Below are 14,427 nucleotides of genomic sequence, written 5' to 3' on the forward strand. Positions count from 1 at the left end.
TTACCCGCCTGCGGGCGTTTTGACGAACTCAGCCTGAACGCGCACATGAATATCGTCGCCGACGGCGGGATACCACGTTGCCAGACCGAATTTCGCACGGCTGAAGTGACCGTCCGCTGAAAAGCCGAGCGTGTCTTTCTTCGTAAGCGGATCGGGCGCGAAGCCGTTAAACGTGACATCGAGCATCACAGGTTGTGTGACGCCGCGAATCGTCAGATCACCGGTCAACGTGCCGCGCGATTCGCCCGTGCGCTCGAAATGCGTGCTCGCAAACCGGATCTCCGGATAGCGCGACACGTCGAGCATGCTGTCGCTTTTCACCATTTTGTCGAGCAACGGCACGTTCGTGTCGATACTTGCGGCGTCGATCGTGATCGCTGCGGTGCTTCGCTCGAGACCTCCTTGACTCCAGTCCAACTGCCCCTGCTTGCGGTCGAAACGGATCGTAAAGCGCGAGTATTTAAAGTGGTCGATGTCGAAGGTAATGCTGGTGTGATCGGGATCGACTTCATAGCGCCCAACGGGCACGCGCGCCTCGTTCTGACTGACCGAATGCGTGAGCACCTGGACGGGCGTGCAGGCGATGGCCGTTAGCAGCAGCGCGCCTGGCAGCGCGCGCGCCAGCATGGTGCGGACAAAAGATGAGCTCATGAAGTTGTTCCGGTTGACCGATTTGACCACCCTATCGCAATCACGATAACAGCTAACGTACCCGCTTCGCCGGAATACAAAGAACTTGACGAGGGAGAACGATCATTCTACCCTTCGTTCATGGCTACTGAAACTGATAGTGAATCGACTACGCGAGACAGCGCCCGCGACCGTTTGCTGGCCGCCGCCGAAGCATTGATCTACGCGGGCGGCATCCACGCGACCGGCGTAGATGCGATTGTCAGGCAATCCGGCACCGCGCGCAAAAGCTTCTATACCCATTTCGAATCGAAAGATGCACTTGTCGCGGCCGCACTCGACCGGCGCGACGAACGCTGGATGAACTGGTTCATCGCGGGCACGCAGCGCCACGGCAACACGGCACGCAAGCGCCTGCTCGGCATGTTTGAGGTACTGCGCGACTGGTTCGCATCGGAAGATTTTCACGGCTGTGCGTTTCTGAATGCGGCCGGTGAAATCGCATCGGCAGAAGATCCGATCCGGATCGTCGCACGCAAACACAAGGAGCGTCTGCTCGAATTCGTGCGAGCCGAGTGCGATGCGTTTGCCATTGAGTCCGGCATGGATGCGCGTCACGCTGCGCAGTTGTCGCGCCAGTGGTTGATTCTGCTCGACGGCGCGATTGCGGTAGCGCTGGTGAGTGGCGATGCCGATGCCGCGCTCGACGCGCGGGCTGCCGCCGACATGCTGCTCGAAGCGCCAGCCGCCAAGGGTCGCCCCCGAAACAAACCCAACACCCCTCTCACTACCAAACGCACCGCAACCTGACCAAGGAACCATCATGGCCGATTCGATCGAAACCCGCCCGCCGCTGCCACCCTTCACGCGCGACACCGCGATCCAGAAAGTACGCGCCGCGGAAGACGGCTGGAACACCCGCGACCCCGAACGCGTGTCGCTTGCGTACACGGTAGACAGCGTGTGGCGCAACCGCGCGGAGTTCACGAATGGACGCGCGGAGATTGTCGGCTTGCTGCGTCGCAAGTGGGCGAAGGAGCTCGACTATCGGCTGATCAAGGATCTGTGGGCGTTCACCGATAACCGCATCGCAGTGCGCTTCGCGTACGAGTGGCACGACGATTCGAACAACTGGTTCCGCTCGTATGGCAACGAGAATTGGGAGTTCGACGAGCATGGGTTGATGGCGCGCCGTCATGCAAGCATCAACGATCTGCCGATCCGCGAAGCCGACCGCCTGTATCACTGGCCGCTCGGCCGCCGCCCCGACGATCATCCAGGCTTGTCGGATCTCGGCCTGTAGTCTTCTTTCCCGCTGTCAAAGTGAATGCGTGCCGCGTATTCACCGCTTTGCCATCGGTTCTCCGTTATCGTTATGGTTCGAGGCTGCGGGCGCACGTCGTGTGCCCGCGCGTCCGAGTGCAACCTCAACATCGTCGGCGCGGGTTGAGGTACAGTGCGCGACGGACGGCACGCACATGGCCAGAACATAGATGACATCAGCGCTCGACTGGTGGCGGAGAAGACATGCACTTTCGGCAGATCAAAAAGAATATCCGACGTACAGCAGTGGCTTTCGTGGTGAGCCTCGCAGGCGCATCGGCAGCCCATGCGGACAACTGGTGCGGGGGCGGCATATGGGTCGACGCGATGCTCGGCTCGTATCACATCGACCCCGATCCGAATACCAACTTCAACGAGTTCAACCCGGGCCTCGGCGTCGAATGCTGGTTCAATAATCAATGGGCAGTGACGGTGGGCGGCTTCCGCAATTCACTGCGCCGGCCCTCGTATTACGGCGGCGGCGTTTGGGCGCCTGAATTTGCGCACTGGGGCATTGTGCGGATTGCGGCGATGGGCGGGATTATCTCGGGCTATAACTACGGCAACTGGGGGCTCGGCCATAACCATTCGGTGGGACCGGTGGTCGCGCCGATCGTGATGCTCGACTACAAACGCGTCGGCGCGAACTTTATCGTGATCCCGCCTATTCCTTCAGATAATCTGCCGTTTACGATTGGGTTTCAGGTCAAGGTGAAGTTCTGATCGTGATAGGTGAGTGTTTTCGGGGGCTGGCTTTATAGCCGTCGAATCGAGTCCGATGTCCGGTTCGGACGCTCGCGCGAGGTGCAGTCGGCAGGCGGCGTTTTCCTTGTGATAAAGGGCGGGAAATTCAGAATAGGCGCTACAGTGGGCCTATTCTGAATGCTAAGGATATCCAGGAACATAAACTGAACGCACTTCTCAACGCCGAAAAGGTGAGGAATTCCAGGCGCCGCGGTGGTGGACAAAGCGTCTACGGTGAGCGATTGCGGGATGGTGAGGATATCCAGGGTTCCAAGCCGCACCTGAAAAAACCGGTATCGCAGACGTGCTCAAGCTCAGGTTGCCGCCTAATCTCGGGCACAAAAGAAGCATCTCCCAGCGCTATCAGCAGAGCGGTACAACTGCCACTGCTCAGCGATGTTCGTTCGCGGTTCTGGCAATTGCCCGCGAATAGTGCGCTATCTGTCTGCCCTGCTCGATCAGATCGATCACCAGGCGGAAACTCAGCACATCCAGCTTGTCGGCCAGTTGAAGTCTGGCCAGTACGGCCTGGCGAGCCGCCATCGCCATCGCCTCGATCTCCGTTTTCGCGTCGACGACGGCCGACGCTTCGCTTTCATTCGCGTCGTCTATCGTCGCAATCGCGCGTTCGAGGTTGCGTATCACGGTATCCGCAAACTGGAACGTCGCGTCATCCCGCAAGCGTGTGAGATCGACCTGGTGCGTCAGCCTCTGCTGACTAACAGAAACCAGATTGGTCGCGACGATACTGCTGATGCTTTCCAGACTCGTTGTCACCTGCGCGAGTCCGACAAGCTGCTGACCCTCCACCTCAGAGTGCTCGACCTGCGACAACACGCCTATGTATTGAAGAATCTGCGGGGCTAGTCGTTCAACTTCCTTGTCCTGTTCCAGGAGCCGTCGAATGTCTTCGATGGTGCCGGTCCCGACCATGGTCGTGCCGCTGCGGACAATGTCTAGTACCAGTTCACCAAAACGCGTCAGTTCCAGACGGACTCGCTGCAGTCCGAGGGATGGCACCGTCAGCGACGAAGTGTCCAGATAGACCGGCTCCCCCAATGGTTTTTCCTTCTTGGTCCGGCTGGGTGCGATCAACTGCGCCAGTTTCGCGATCGGCCCCGTGAACCAGATCAGGATCAATGTGCTGACCACGCTGAATATGGTGTGAGTATTCGCAACCTGGCGCGGCGTTTCTGCCGCGAGTCGCGCGAGGCCATGTAATTCCGGATACGACGGCGAGATGTACCGCACCAGATTCGCCATCTGCGGAATGAAGAAGACCCAGAACAGCACACCGACAATATTGAAGATCAGATGCACGACGCCAACCTGGCGCGCCTCGGCCGGCTTACCGATAGACGCGAGAAGCGCGGTTCCACAGGTGCCGACGTTGGCGCCCAGAATCAACGCAATGCCCGCTTCAAGTGGCATCAGCCCCTGTGCACCGAGTGCAATCACAATGGCCAGGGTCGCGGCGGAGCTTTGAACGATGGCGGTAAACACGGCTCCCACTATGATGCCCAGCAGCGGGTTCTCCATATTCTGCATGGCGTCGATGAACGGCTGGAACGTGCGTAACGGACGCGTGGCGTCGCCCATCAACTGGATGCCGAGAAACAGTAGTCCAAGCCCCAGCACCACTCCGCCGATCTGCTGAAGCAGATCGCGCTTGCCGAACGCATGCAGCACAAAGCCACCTGCGAGCATGAACGGCGTGAGTCTGGAGACATCGAAGGCGACAAGTTGGGCGGTGATCGTCGAGCCGATATTTGCGCCCATGATCATCGGCACGGACTGGCTGAGCGTCATCAGCCCCGCTGACACGAAGCCGACCATCAGCACCGTGGTAATCGTCGACGAATTCAGCAGCGCGGTGACGAGCGCGCCAGCCATTACGCCGCGAAAGCGGTTCGCGGTCAGCGTGCCCAGCAGCGACTCCAGCTTGGGACCGGCAATGGATTTCAGACCCGCCGTCATGAACTCGAGCCCGAGGAGGAACAGCGCGAGACCACCGAGCAACAGTCCTGCTATCTCGACCAGATTCAGACCCGCCGGTTCGATGCCAGGAAGAGCAGGAGTCATGTTGATTTACCTTTTTGTCATGATGCGCATTCCTCAACGGAAGTATTGCGAACGATTTGCCAATGATCTCCGTACGCACTGCTTCCGACTCAATAGACCGGGTGCAGAATCAACGAACTTAGTACAACATCATCATCCTGTTAAGGCTGCCAACTTTCAGGTTCGCAAATTAAACACTCAAGATATGCTTACAGATGAGTTGCGGGCATGGAGTTCGTTCAGCAGCGTCTATGCAGCGTCTATGCGTCGTCATTACGTTGTTCCATTGCTATTGTTCAGGCTACTCCGGTCATTCGAATTACTATTCGTCGAGCCGCCGCATCGCTACCTATTGGCTGTTATTTCTATGATAGGCGGTCTATATTCGAAAACGCAACGCGGCTCACCCTACGCGCGTCAATCGCAAGTCCACTTCTCCGCGTGATGGCTGGGCACTGGCCCGTGGTTCTATTAAGAAAAATATTGCGACGAAGTTATCCACGATCTATTTGCTTCTTCACTCCGGTCAAATCAGATACCTCAACGAGAGGGCTGCCTACCATGTCTGCTATTCCCGATGCCGAAATCGTGGCGATACGCGTCGAGCGCGCTACGCAACTCTTCGACAATCACGATCCTTTTCCTTTCATCGAGCGTAGCCTCGATCCCGCTGCAGACGCTTATATCCTCAGTCATACGGAGAACCTGTCGCGCCGACGGCCGATTCATCTTGTCGTGCATCTGCCGCAGCAAGAGGCCGCTTCGCAGGAGGCTGCCCAACTCGAAACGGCTATCGGCCGCTATTTCAATGCACGCGCGGACGCCGCGCAGCGATCGCTAAGCGCGTTGTTCCGCATTGGCCGTCGTTCGCTGTTGATCGGTCTGGCCGTGCTGGCGGCAAGTCTCATTGCGGTCAAGTTCGCAGACAATCTCCCCGGCGCGCGTTTTCCGAAGCTGTTTGCTGAAGGGCTCACGATTTTTGGCTGGGTCGCCAACTGGCGGCCGATGGAAATCTTCCTCTACGACTGGTGGCCGATCGCGCGGCAACGAAATGTCTATCGCCGCCTGGCCAAGGCCAAGGTGTCAGTGAGGGCCGTCGAGTGATTCAGTCTTTCAGCGCCCTCTCCTGGAAAATCTCACCTTGGCCCGATCCACCGCTGTGAGCGCACCTTCGAAGTCACTCTGAGTAATCCACGGGGTTCTCTCGTGCGGGGCTCTGATAGAGAATCATCACGAGAGGAATGCCTGGCTCGGCGGTGGCGTCTGTGCGCAGACCCGTGACTTGGCCCGCTACGCCGCTGGTATATTCCGCGACGATTTCGCCGAACGTGTTGCGCTGGATCGCGAGTTTCTGGCCGGCCTCGACCTTGTCGTTGACTTTGACCAGAAGCTCGACGAATCCGCCCTGTGTCGAAAGCACCGTGTGTGCGCTGTTGCCGATAAAGATGCCGACGCTCGACCCGGTGCGCCCGATCGATCCGGGCACGACGCCGTAGTGCTTGAGCACGTTCATCGTGCCTTCCACAAACAACGGAATCATCTCGAGATCCAGGATGCGGGCCGGGCCGATCTCCGGTGTGATGGCGGGAATTCCCACGTTGATGAGCGCGTTGGCGAGTAGCGTGGGATAGGCGGGGTTGTCGAAGATCTGGCGAATGGGGAACAACTCCGCCATCACACGCGCTTCCGGTAGTTCCATCCGGGCGAGATTGAACGATGTCAGGTCCATACCCGTTGTGCCAGTATGAAAATCGAGTGCGTAGTCGGCGTTCGGTCTCAGGAGCCGGTTGAACACCAGCCCCGCATGGCGGCTAGGCGCGCTCGCGCCGTTCTCGTTCCCCGGCCATTCGCGGTTGATGTCGATCAGGTCCATGCCTCTTCCGGAATTCGGCCATCTTCGTTCCATGGCTTCCAGTGCGGGACGGGATACGTCGAGGACCGCCAGCACCGTGCCCGACATCTGCACGGGGTCGAGCTGGCTGACGACGGTCTGTATGGTATGCACCGGACTGATTTCATCGCCATGCACACCGCCGATCAGGGCGACGCGTTTGCCCGGCTTCATGCCCCGCACGACGATGACCGACACATACCAGTGTTGTCCGGTCGGCATCTGCACGCCCTGGAAGAAGAGCATGTGCTTCTTGCCGCGCTCCAGATCGTCGACATCGAGCCTGCTGATAACCTTCTTTCCCTGGATGACGTCGCCGGTATAAACCGTGCCTGAATGGGCGTTGGTGGTCGCGCCCGAGGGCGGCGCATTGGCTGTCTGCGCGTTCGCCGTTCCGCTTTGCGCGGCAAGAGCGGATGACGCGCCGACTAGCGCAATGGCTGCCTTCATGAAGTCGCGACGATCGACGCCGTCTTTCGGTTCGCTCTGCATGGTAAAGGATCCTCATGTTGTGAACGGAAACCTGCCGGTGCCGCTGCTGACGTAGCAGCGGACACCTCGCTTTCCCAACCGCATTGAGCCCAACCTTACTGGCGGTGGCCGGTCTCGCCACTGCCTTCTTTCAACAGAGCAACACGCTGAACACTGATCGCGCTGCAACCCGTAACGTACCACGCGGGCGGGCAAAAGTTGGCGGATCCATGCTATAGCCAGATCACGAGGCGCTGCGCGAACTGCGGGCGCGCGCTGCGCGGTCGCCTCATGTTCAGAAGTTGTGATACATGCCGAGTGACGCCGTGATTGGCGTCTTGCCTGTCTCGGGAATGGTCGTGCCGGGTTGGGTCGGCAGGAAGTTGTTATTGAGCAGAATCGTGGAGATGCCGTAGTTGCGGATAAACCCCGCGCGGGCATATAGCCCGGTGCGCTTCGACAGCGTGTAGTCGTAGCCGAGCATGACACCGAGCGCGGAATCTTTCGCCGGGTTCTGGTTCGAGTCACGCACGCCGGATGTATCGCGATACACCACGGACGCCAGCACCGCATTGCGTCCAAACGGCAGGATGGCGCCAAGCGAATAGATGCGGGCAATGCCATCGCCCGCGAGATTTGGCGCATTCTGATTGAACGACGCGGACAGCACCAGGCTGCCGCTGTCGTACACCACGCCGACGCCGTACAGATCGGTGCGCACGTTCTGAGTGACAGTGGCGGTGCCGCCGGGAGCCCAGACCTGGTTGTAGCTGCCAGCGATATAGACGGTGCCGTTGAACCACTGCAACAACGCGCCCTGCGCTGCTGCGACAGGCGATTGGCCCGCTACGCCGCTCGGCGCATACATGATTTGGGTGCTGAAGCCAGCGAAGGTCGGGGACAGGTAGGTGATCGCGTTGTCGACGCGGGCCGGCATTTGCGACGCGCCAGGCCCGAGGTCCGCGTTAAAGCCATAGCCTCTCGGGGTTTGCACCACGCCCATGCCGAGCCACGTGAAAACGGAATTGGTGGAGAGCGTGCCGAACACGTCGGTGAACAGCGGCAAGCCGGTGCCAATCTGTTTGCCGAAGCGCAACTGCCCATACGTATTCGATGCAATGCCAACCCACGATTCGCGATTGAAGAGCGACGTGGGGTCCTGCACAGCGCCGTTGTTCGCGGTGAAGCCGTTTTCCAGATTGAATTCCGCGCGCCATCCGCCGCCAAGGTCTTCGCGACCGAAGAAACCCAGCTTCGAGGTCCATTCCCCGCCGCTTTGCGTCTGGACTAATGACTTCCCGCCGACAGTCTGATAGTTGATGCCCATATCGACGGAGCCATATAGCGAGACGCCATCGGTGAAGCCGGGATTGAACTCAGGCAGTGATACGAGCTTCGACTGCAGGTAGCTGATGGCGTGCGCCTCGTTGCTCGCCAGCGTGGCGAACGCGACAACCGAGGCCCCCAAGACCGAACGTCCCCTCATTTTCTACATCCTTTTATTGGTGGAAAAAAACGGCTGACATCTCCGCCTGCGGTGCCATCGCATCTGGCAGGAATCCGCGAGATCGGTAATTGCGGCGGATGGCGATAGTGTTAGTCGTGACGCGCAAGCCCGTTCATGGCCTGCAGCGCAACCACGCGGGTCTGTGCGTACACCATGCCTTTCCATTCGGCGGCGTCGCAGTAAAAGGCGTTCTTCAACTCCTGTCTGATCTGCGCCGCCTGATCGGTGGATACATCAGGGTGCCGGTAAAGCCAATGCTCAGCGCGTAGCGCATGCAGTACGCGAAGCGGCTCCAGCGTGCCGAACTCAAGCGCGAGCGTGGTCTTCTCGACGGCCGGACATGCGTCGTACACGAGGTTCAGCAGCGGGCCTTGTGCGTCGGCCGAGACGGAGCCCGGTTCGAAAATCGGCTTCACGTCGCAGCCCCACCAGTCACGTGCGCGTTGCAACTCGGCGGTGTCTTTACTCATGAAAATCTTTTCGCCGTGACCATACTGGCCGAGCCCGGTATGAATGTCGATCCAGGCCAGGCGGTCGAAGCGCGACACATAGGTCGAAAGGATCGCGCGCAGTTCTCGCGTGCTCCAGCAGGGAGCGTTGCCGCCGTAGAACATGCCGTCCGCGACGTCGTATTGCCCTTTGGACGTGACGTCGCGCAAGGTACGTTCGCCGTGCTGTTGGATGTACGCGCCGAGCGCTGCATTGTCGAGATCGGCCGGCGGCCAGGTGGCGGGCAGCAACAGGGGGTCCAGATCTTTGTACAGGGGATTGGCATCGGCAACCTGGCTGAAATCTGTCGCATTGCGATTCAGGTCCACGTTGTCTTCGTTGACTCGCCGCAAGTGCGCAAATCCATAGGGATTGACTGCGTGCACGAGCAGCAGCGCAATGTTCCTTGCAGATAGTTCGTCGAGTAACGCGCTGTCGTTCAGCAGACCTGTCTGGCAGCCAGAGCCGCAGAAACCTTCAACGCCGTGCGTGCCGGATGTCAGCACGAGCACCGCCCTGGCGTTTTCCGGGGAATGCAGCGCGAAGTCGATTGAAAGTGCTTCGCCGTCGGGTCCTGTCCTGTCAGGATGGATTGCGCTGTGCAACTTCATCGCACGGAATTCCGCTGCCTGAATGAACTTTTCTCTAGCCTCGGCGTAGGTCTGCGAAAAAAATTTTTCTACTGGCATGTCGAGGTCTCTGAAATAATTTAATCAATCGAATGTGGGCGACGTGACGGGGAATCCGGCCTCTCGTTGAACGTCACTTCGGCGGATAATGGCGGCAGCCACCGGCACCCGCAAGCCAGGAAAAATAAAACTCGTTAAAATTAATTTAATACCCGGTGGGCTCATGAAACTTCACCAGTTGCAGGTGTTTTTAAGCGTCGTGGAACAGGGCAGCCTGCACGGCGCAGCACGCGCGCTCAAGCTCTCGCCGCCGGCCATTACCGTGACGATCCGCGAACTCGAGAAACTGCTCGGCGTTCCGTTGCTCACGCGTTCGGTCAACGGCGTGAAACTCACCGAGTACGGCACACTCTTTCAGCGTCGCGCCACGCTGCTGGTCAGCGATATGCGACGCACCCAGGACGAATTGCTCGCCATGCGCGAGAGTCGCGGCGGGCGGGTTTCGATGACGGTGTCGTCGGTGGTGGCGGGCGCGCTGGCACCGCAGGCGTTTGTCGAGTTCCGCAAAAGCATGCCGAACACGTCGGTGGTTTTCCGGGAGTCGCCGCTGCCTGCCGCCTTGAGTGCGCTCCACAACGGCGAGACGGATTTTGCGGTCGTCAACGGCGCGCCTGGCACGCCGTGGCCGGATTTCGTGGAGCAGAAAGACATTCTGTCGATCCCCCTCTTCGCCGTCGCGCGACACGGGCATCCGCTCGGGCGTGTGCGCACGCTGAAGCGTCTGCTAGACCAGGAGTGGCTTCTGCCGTGCGAACCGGGCGACAACGTCGACAAAGCATTCGTCCAGTTTTTTGAGCAATTAGGGCTCACTGCACCTCAGCGAATCTTGCGCTGTCAGTCGCTTTTCCCAACCATCATGTTGCTGAAAACGACCGATGTGATTGGGATCGTCACCGAACCCACTTTCCGACTCGAAGTGGCGCAGCACAAAATTTCGGTATTGCGGGTGGGCGAGGCGTTTCCTGAAACGACCGTATCGACGGTGGTCCGCCGGGATCGTCCATTGACTGCTGCGGCGCAGTGCTTCCTGTCCTGCTTCGAAGAGGTAGCGAAACGGTTTGCTCTGGCGCGTGGGAGCGAACCGTTCGGTTCTCAGAAGTCGAAACGGTGACGCAGATGCGCGCGTATGGATTGAGGCGAGACGGTCGCCGCGCTAAGGGTACCGACGATCGCCCTCCGGCTTGATCCCGATGAACTCAGCGCTTTTTTTTCCGGCAAGCCATCTCCCGGATACCCAAAGGTGAGACGTTCCAGGATGGTGAGGAATTCCAGGAGAGCGTCGTCACGCTGAATGGTGAGGATTTCCAGGGGGTGTCGGCAAAGGTGAGCGATTCCAGGAGATGAATCAGGTGAGCGATTATCACGCTGGCTTTTCACCTGTTTCAAAGGTGAGGATTTCCAGGGGATGCTTTGCATAGCCGCCGACGTGAAGTGCGAGTGCGCAAAACAGCCATCTATCTATGACCGGAGATCCCTACCGCTCAACCCCTTACATCCTCTTCCATATGCAAACAAAGCGTGAGCGCACGAACCTGCTTTGCATCACGCCACCGAACCAGCGTGAACAGGCTGCACGGTGGCCCTCACCTGTCGTGTTGTTCCTCTTTCGCTGTCACGCTTTGCTGCGCTTGTAACGGCTTCGTAAAACATGATCGTCCGTCGATTGATAAGTTTTGGCTAACGCGGTGACTTTGCGTAACCATCAACTCATCGAAGGAGAAATATGAAGAAGCTATTGGCAATCGCGGTGGTGGCCGCGCTGAGCGCAACCTTGAGTGGATGCTTTTGGGGACCGGGTCCAGGCTGGGGCGGCGGCGCTCATGACCACGGCGGGCCGGGCGGTGGTGGCCCTGGCGGTGGTGGCGGTCCGGGTGGTGGCGACGGCCCGCATGGCGCGATCGTTGTTCCGGATCAGGTCGCCCAAGCCTGATCTACAGATCCGAAGCGCTGAAATAAAAAGGCCGCGTGAGCAATCACGCGGCCTTCTTACAGTGAGTCGGCTCACCACTCAAGCGCTGGACCGGCTTAAGCCGGAAACGTCATCGACACGACAAATCCGCCGTCTGCCGCGTTATCCGCGTGGAAAGCCCCGCCGTTATATCGCACGAGACGTCGCACGATTGCCAGCCCCAGCCCGCAATGCGCGTCGCCGCTGCGGGCTTCGTCGAGTCGCACGAAGGGTTGTAACGCGCGGTCGAGTTGGCCTCCCGGAATGCCGCTGCCGTGATCGCGGACTTGCAGCGTGTAGTGCCCGTTGTGTCGCGAAGTTGAAATTTCGACTGGCGGATCGCCATACGTCAACGCGTTCTCAATCAGGTTCGTTAGAATCCGGTCGAGGTCGACGAGTGGCAAACCGAAGCCATCGCCCGCTTGCAGATCGACGCGCACGAGGGCGTCGTCCGCGAGACTATCGCCGTAATGGCGGCGGCAATGTGCATCGACACTGGTATTGGGCGATGCGTCGGCCGTTTCGCGCGCGAAGTCCAGAAACTGGGTGACGATGCGCGACAACGACTCGACGTCGCGCAGGAAGCCACGCCGATTTGCTTCGTCAGGCAGCAGATCCGCGCGCACCTGCATGCGCGTGATCGGCGCGCGAAGATCGTGTGCGACACCCGCCAGCATCACCGCGCGCTCCCGGTCTGCCTGCGCAAGCTCATGCACCATCTGGTTGAAGTCGACGATCAACTCCCTGACCTCGCGCGGCCCGCTCGCCTCGACCACCGGCGCGCGATGTCCAATGCGAAATTCACGTGCCGCAAGCGCTAACCGATGCAACGGGCGCTGCAAATACCACGCAGCGAACAACGCAACGATCACGGCAAACGCCAGCATGACCGCCTGCGCCCCGAGGAAGCGCCGGGCCGGCAGGATACTGTTCCTCAGCACTAGCCAGCCTGGATGCCCCGCATACTGAACCCAGATCGTGCCGTTGGACGGATCGACCACTACATGACTGCCGGCCGGCAACTTCGCGCGCAAATCTCTTTCGAACGGACCGGACGTGTTGTCGCAAGGCGCGGAGCAGCCCTGACTGATCGCGTCGTCGCCCTTCACATAGGTCACGCCCAGCGTCTCCGATACCTGCGACGCCGCGAGCGGTCTGCCCGGTTCCGCTTCAAGCGCCAGCAGCAGCGCGCGCTGTGCATGGCCGGTGTCTAGCTGGCCGCGTTCGCTATCCACGAGAACCACAGCGGTGATGTGCACCAGCACGATCAGGCTCACCGTCATCAACGAGAGCCGGCCAAACAGCGTGTTAAGGGGATTCTTCATCGTCACTGCTGCCGGGTACGAACATATAGCCGGTGCCGCGTATGGTCTGGATGCGGCGCGGGTTAGCGGGATCGTCTTCAAGCAGACGGCGCAGGCGCCACACCGGCACGTCGATCCCGCGTTCGGTCACTTCGGAATAAGGGCCGTGCAGCAAATCGACGAGTCGGGAGCGCGACAGCGTTTCCATTGGATGTTGGGCTAGCACTTCGAGCAACGCATATTCGCTGCCGGTGAGCTTGAGCGGCTCCTCGTCACGAAATAGCGTGCGGCTCGCGAAGTCGAGCCGGAAACGGCCGAAGCGCAACGCATCGCGTTTCTCGACGGGTGCGGTTGTGGCAGCGGGTGGCGCATGCCGACGCAGCACGGCATGGATGCGCGCCAGCAGTTCCTGCGGCATGAACGGCTTGCCGAGATAATCGTCGGCGCCGAGTTCGAGGCCGATCACACGATCGACGCCGTCGGCTCGCGCGGTCAGCATGATCACGGGAATCGTGTCGCCGCTCGCGCGCAATTGGCGCAGCGCACTGAGGCCGTCGATGCCCGGCATCATCAGATCGAGCACGATGATCGAAGGCCGCTCGCGTTCGAGCCGGCGGGCCAGATGGTTTGCGTCGTGCAGCACGGACATGTCGATGCCGCGTTGCTGGAAGAAGGTGCGCAGGAGATCACGCAAGTCGGCGTCGTCGTCGACCAGCAAAACCTGGATGGGCGTGTCGGACATGGCTGGGCCCTGATCGATGAGGACAATTGATGGACGGCGTCGCCGCCACTGTCACACGCCGCAATATAGCGAATCGGGTGGTGGCAGCGGTTTCGGGTTCTTATGCACGCTTACAGTTTATTACGATGGGCTGGGCCGTTCGAGTTCGACAGGTGAGGATATTCGGGAATCGATGAGGTGAGAATGTGCGTACCTTTGGTCGCACGTTAACTTCTTCGGTGAGGGAATACGGGAGCGCGAAGATAAGGCGAGTAGCGCAGCGGAAAAGGACGACGCATGAGGAAGAATTTCTTCCTGCTCATATACAAGAGCAATTTGTACGGAATAAAAACCTTCTATTCCAGCCAAATGAAATTGACAGTGAAATTCAATGATAGCCGCGCTTCTCTAGCGGAAAATTTTTTCTAAAAATCGCCCGATGCTACGATCCGCTTCCGCAAATTGATGCGTTAAGCACCATCAGAGCCGCGCCGGTATTGAAGCGGTTGTCACAGGCAACGCTAAAATTTGTTGGCACCGCGATAGCCATAAGAATTGGAAAAGGCAATAAATAACGGCATCTATAAGGAAAACTTTAGAGAAAAATTTCACCCTCTAATTGTCTGAAAAAATCCAATTCAGTCATCGC

The 14,427-nt window shown here is 59.3% G+C and carries 14 protein-coding genes; 6 read left to right on the top strand and 8 right to left on the bottom strand.

Annotated features, from left to right (window positions below):
• Positions 1–651: a YceI family protein gene (locus LMG28727_RS23525; RefSeq protein WP_201644715.1), complete on the bottom strand. Its 651-nt coding sequence runs from the start codon at positions 649–651 to the stop codon at positions 1–3.
• 120 nt (positions 652–771) lie between these two features.
• Between LMG28727_RS23525 and LMG28727_RS23530 the strand changes: the two genes are divergently transcribed.
• From LMG28727_RS23530 to LMG28727_RS23540, 3 genes are all read left to right on the top strand, one after another.
• Complete coding sequence (locus LMG28727_RS23530; protein ID WP_201644716.1) at positions 772–1,440, top strand: TetR/AcrR family transcriptional regulator; 669 nt, start codon at positions 772–774, stop codon at positions 1,438–1,440.
• Positions 1,441–1,453: 13 nt separating this feature from the next.
• Positions 1,454–1,933 (top strand): nuclear transport factor 2 family protein, encoded by a 480-nt coding sequence (locus LMG28727_RS23535; protein ID WP_201644717.1) that lies wholly within the window; start codon positions 1,454–1,456, stop codon positions 1,931–1,933.
• Between the two features lie 224 nt (positions 1,934–2,157).
• On the top strand, positions 2,158–2,676 hold the full coding sequence (locus LMG28727_RS23540; protein ID WP_201644718.1) for a hypothetical protein: 519 nt from the start codon (positions 2,158–2,160) through the stop codon (positions 2,674–2,676).
• A 411-nt stretch (positions 2,677–3,087) separates the two neighbouring features.
• On the opposite strand, the gene LMG28727_RS23545 is transcribed toward LMG28727_RS23540, so the two are convergent.
• Positions 3,088–4,779, bottom strand: a complete 1,692-nt coding sequence (locus LMG28727_RS23545) for a Na/Pi cotransporter family protein (RefSeq protein WP_201644719.1) — start codon at positions 4,777–4,779, stop codon at positions 3,088–3,090.
• A 540-nt stretch (positions 4,780–5,319) separates the two neighbouring features.
• Here LMG28727_RS23545 and LMG28727_RS23550 point away from each other — a divergent pair.
• A complete protein-coding gene (locus LMG28727_RS23550) occupies positions 5,320–5,862 on the top strand; it encodes a hypothetical protein (RefSeq protein WP_201644720.1) in 543 nt (180 codons plus the stop codon).
• Positions 5,863–5,935: 73 nt separating this feature from the next.
• On the opposite strand, the gene LMG28727_RS23555 is transcribed toward LMG28727_RS23550, so the two are convergent.
• From LMG28727_RS23555 to LMG28727_RS23565, 3 genes are all read right to left on the bottom strand, one after another.
• Positions 5,936–7,141: a succinylglutamate desuccinylase/aspartoacylase family protein gene (locus LMG28727_RS23555; protein ID WP_201644753.1), complete on the bottom strand. Its 1,206-nt coding sequence runs from the start codon at positions 7,139–7,141 to the stop codon at positions 5,936–5,938.
• Positions 7,142–7,415: 274 nt separating this feature from the next.
• A complete protein-coding gene (locus LMG28727_RS23560; RefSeq protein ID WP_201644721.1) occupies positions 7,416–8,606 on the bottom strand; it encodes a porin in 1,191 nt (396 codons plus the stop codon).
• Positions 8,607–8,716: 110 nt separating this feature from the next.
• Complete coding sequence (locus tag LMG28727_RS23565; RefSeq protein ID WP_201644722.1) at positions 8,717–9,805, bottom strand: M14 family metallopeptidase; 1,089 nt, start codon at positions 9,803–9,805, stop codon at positions 8,717–8,719.
• A gap of 88 nt (positions 9,806–9,893) precedes the next feature.
• Here LMG28727_RS23565 and LMG28727_RS23570 point away from each other — a divergent pair, with 88 nt between their 5' ends.
• Positions 9,894–10,916 (top strand): LysR family transcriptional regulator, encoded by a 1,023-nt coding sequence (locus tag LMG28727_RS23570; RefSeq protein WP_201644723.1) that lies wholly within the window; start codon positions 9,894–9,896, stop codon positions 10,914–10,916.
• Here the strand turns inward: LMG28727_RS23570 and LMG28727_RS23575 are convergent.
• On the bottom strand, positions 10,898–11,221 hold the full coding sequence (locus LMG28727_RS23575; protein ID WP_201644724.1) for a hypothetical protein: 324 nt from the start codon (positions 11,219–11,221) through the stop codon (positions 10,898–10,900). The two genes, LMG28727_RS23570 and LMG28727_RS23575, sit on opposite strands and share 19 nt — an antisense overlap.
• Positions 11,222–11,528: 307 nt before the next feature.
• Here LMG28727_RS23575 and LMG28727_RS23580 point away from each other — a divergent pair, with 307 nt between their 5' ends.
• Entirely contained in the window at positions 11,529–11,735 is a 207-nt protein-coding gene (locus LMG28727_RS23580) for a hypothetical protein (RefSeq protein ID WP_201644725.1), read from the top strand.
• 95 nt (positions 11,736–11,830) lie between these two features.
• Here the strand turns inward: LMG28727_RS23580 and LMG28727_RS23585 are convergent, their stop codons facing one another.
• Together LMG28727_RS23585 and LMG28727_RS23590 are read right to left on the bottom strand one after the other, a co-directional pair.
• Positions 11,831–13,078, bottom strand: coding sequence for an ATP-binding protein (locus tag LMG28727_RS23585; protein WP_201644726.1), 1,248 nt, complete (start codon positions 13,076–13,078; stop codon positions 11,831–11,833).
• Entirely contained in the window at positions 13,062–13,799 is a 738-nt protein-coding gene (locus LMG28727_RS23590) for a response regulator (protein WP_201644727.1), read from the bottom strand. Before LMG28727_RS23590 ends, LMG28727_RS23585 begins: the two co-directional genes overlap by 17 nt.
• Between the last annotated feature and the right edge of the window lie 628 nt (positions 13,800–14,427).

This window comes from Paraburkholderia metrosideri, from assembly GCF_904848625.1.
GTDB classification, from domain to species: Bacteria; Pseudomonadota; Gammaproteobacteria; order Burkholderiales; family Burkholderiaceae; genus Paraburkholderia; species Paraburkholderia metrosideri.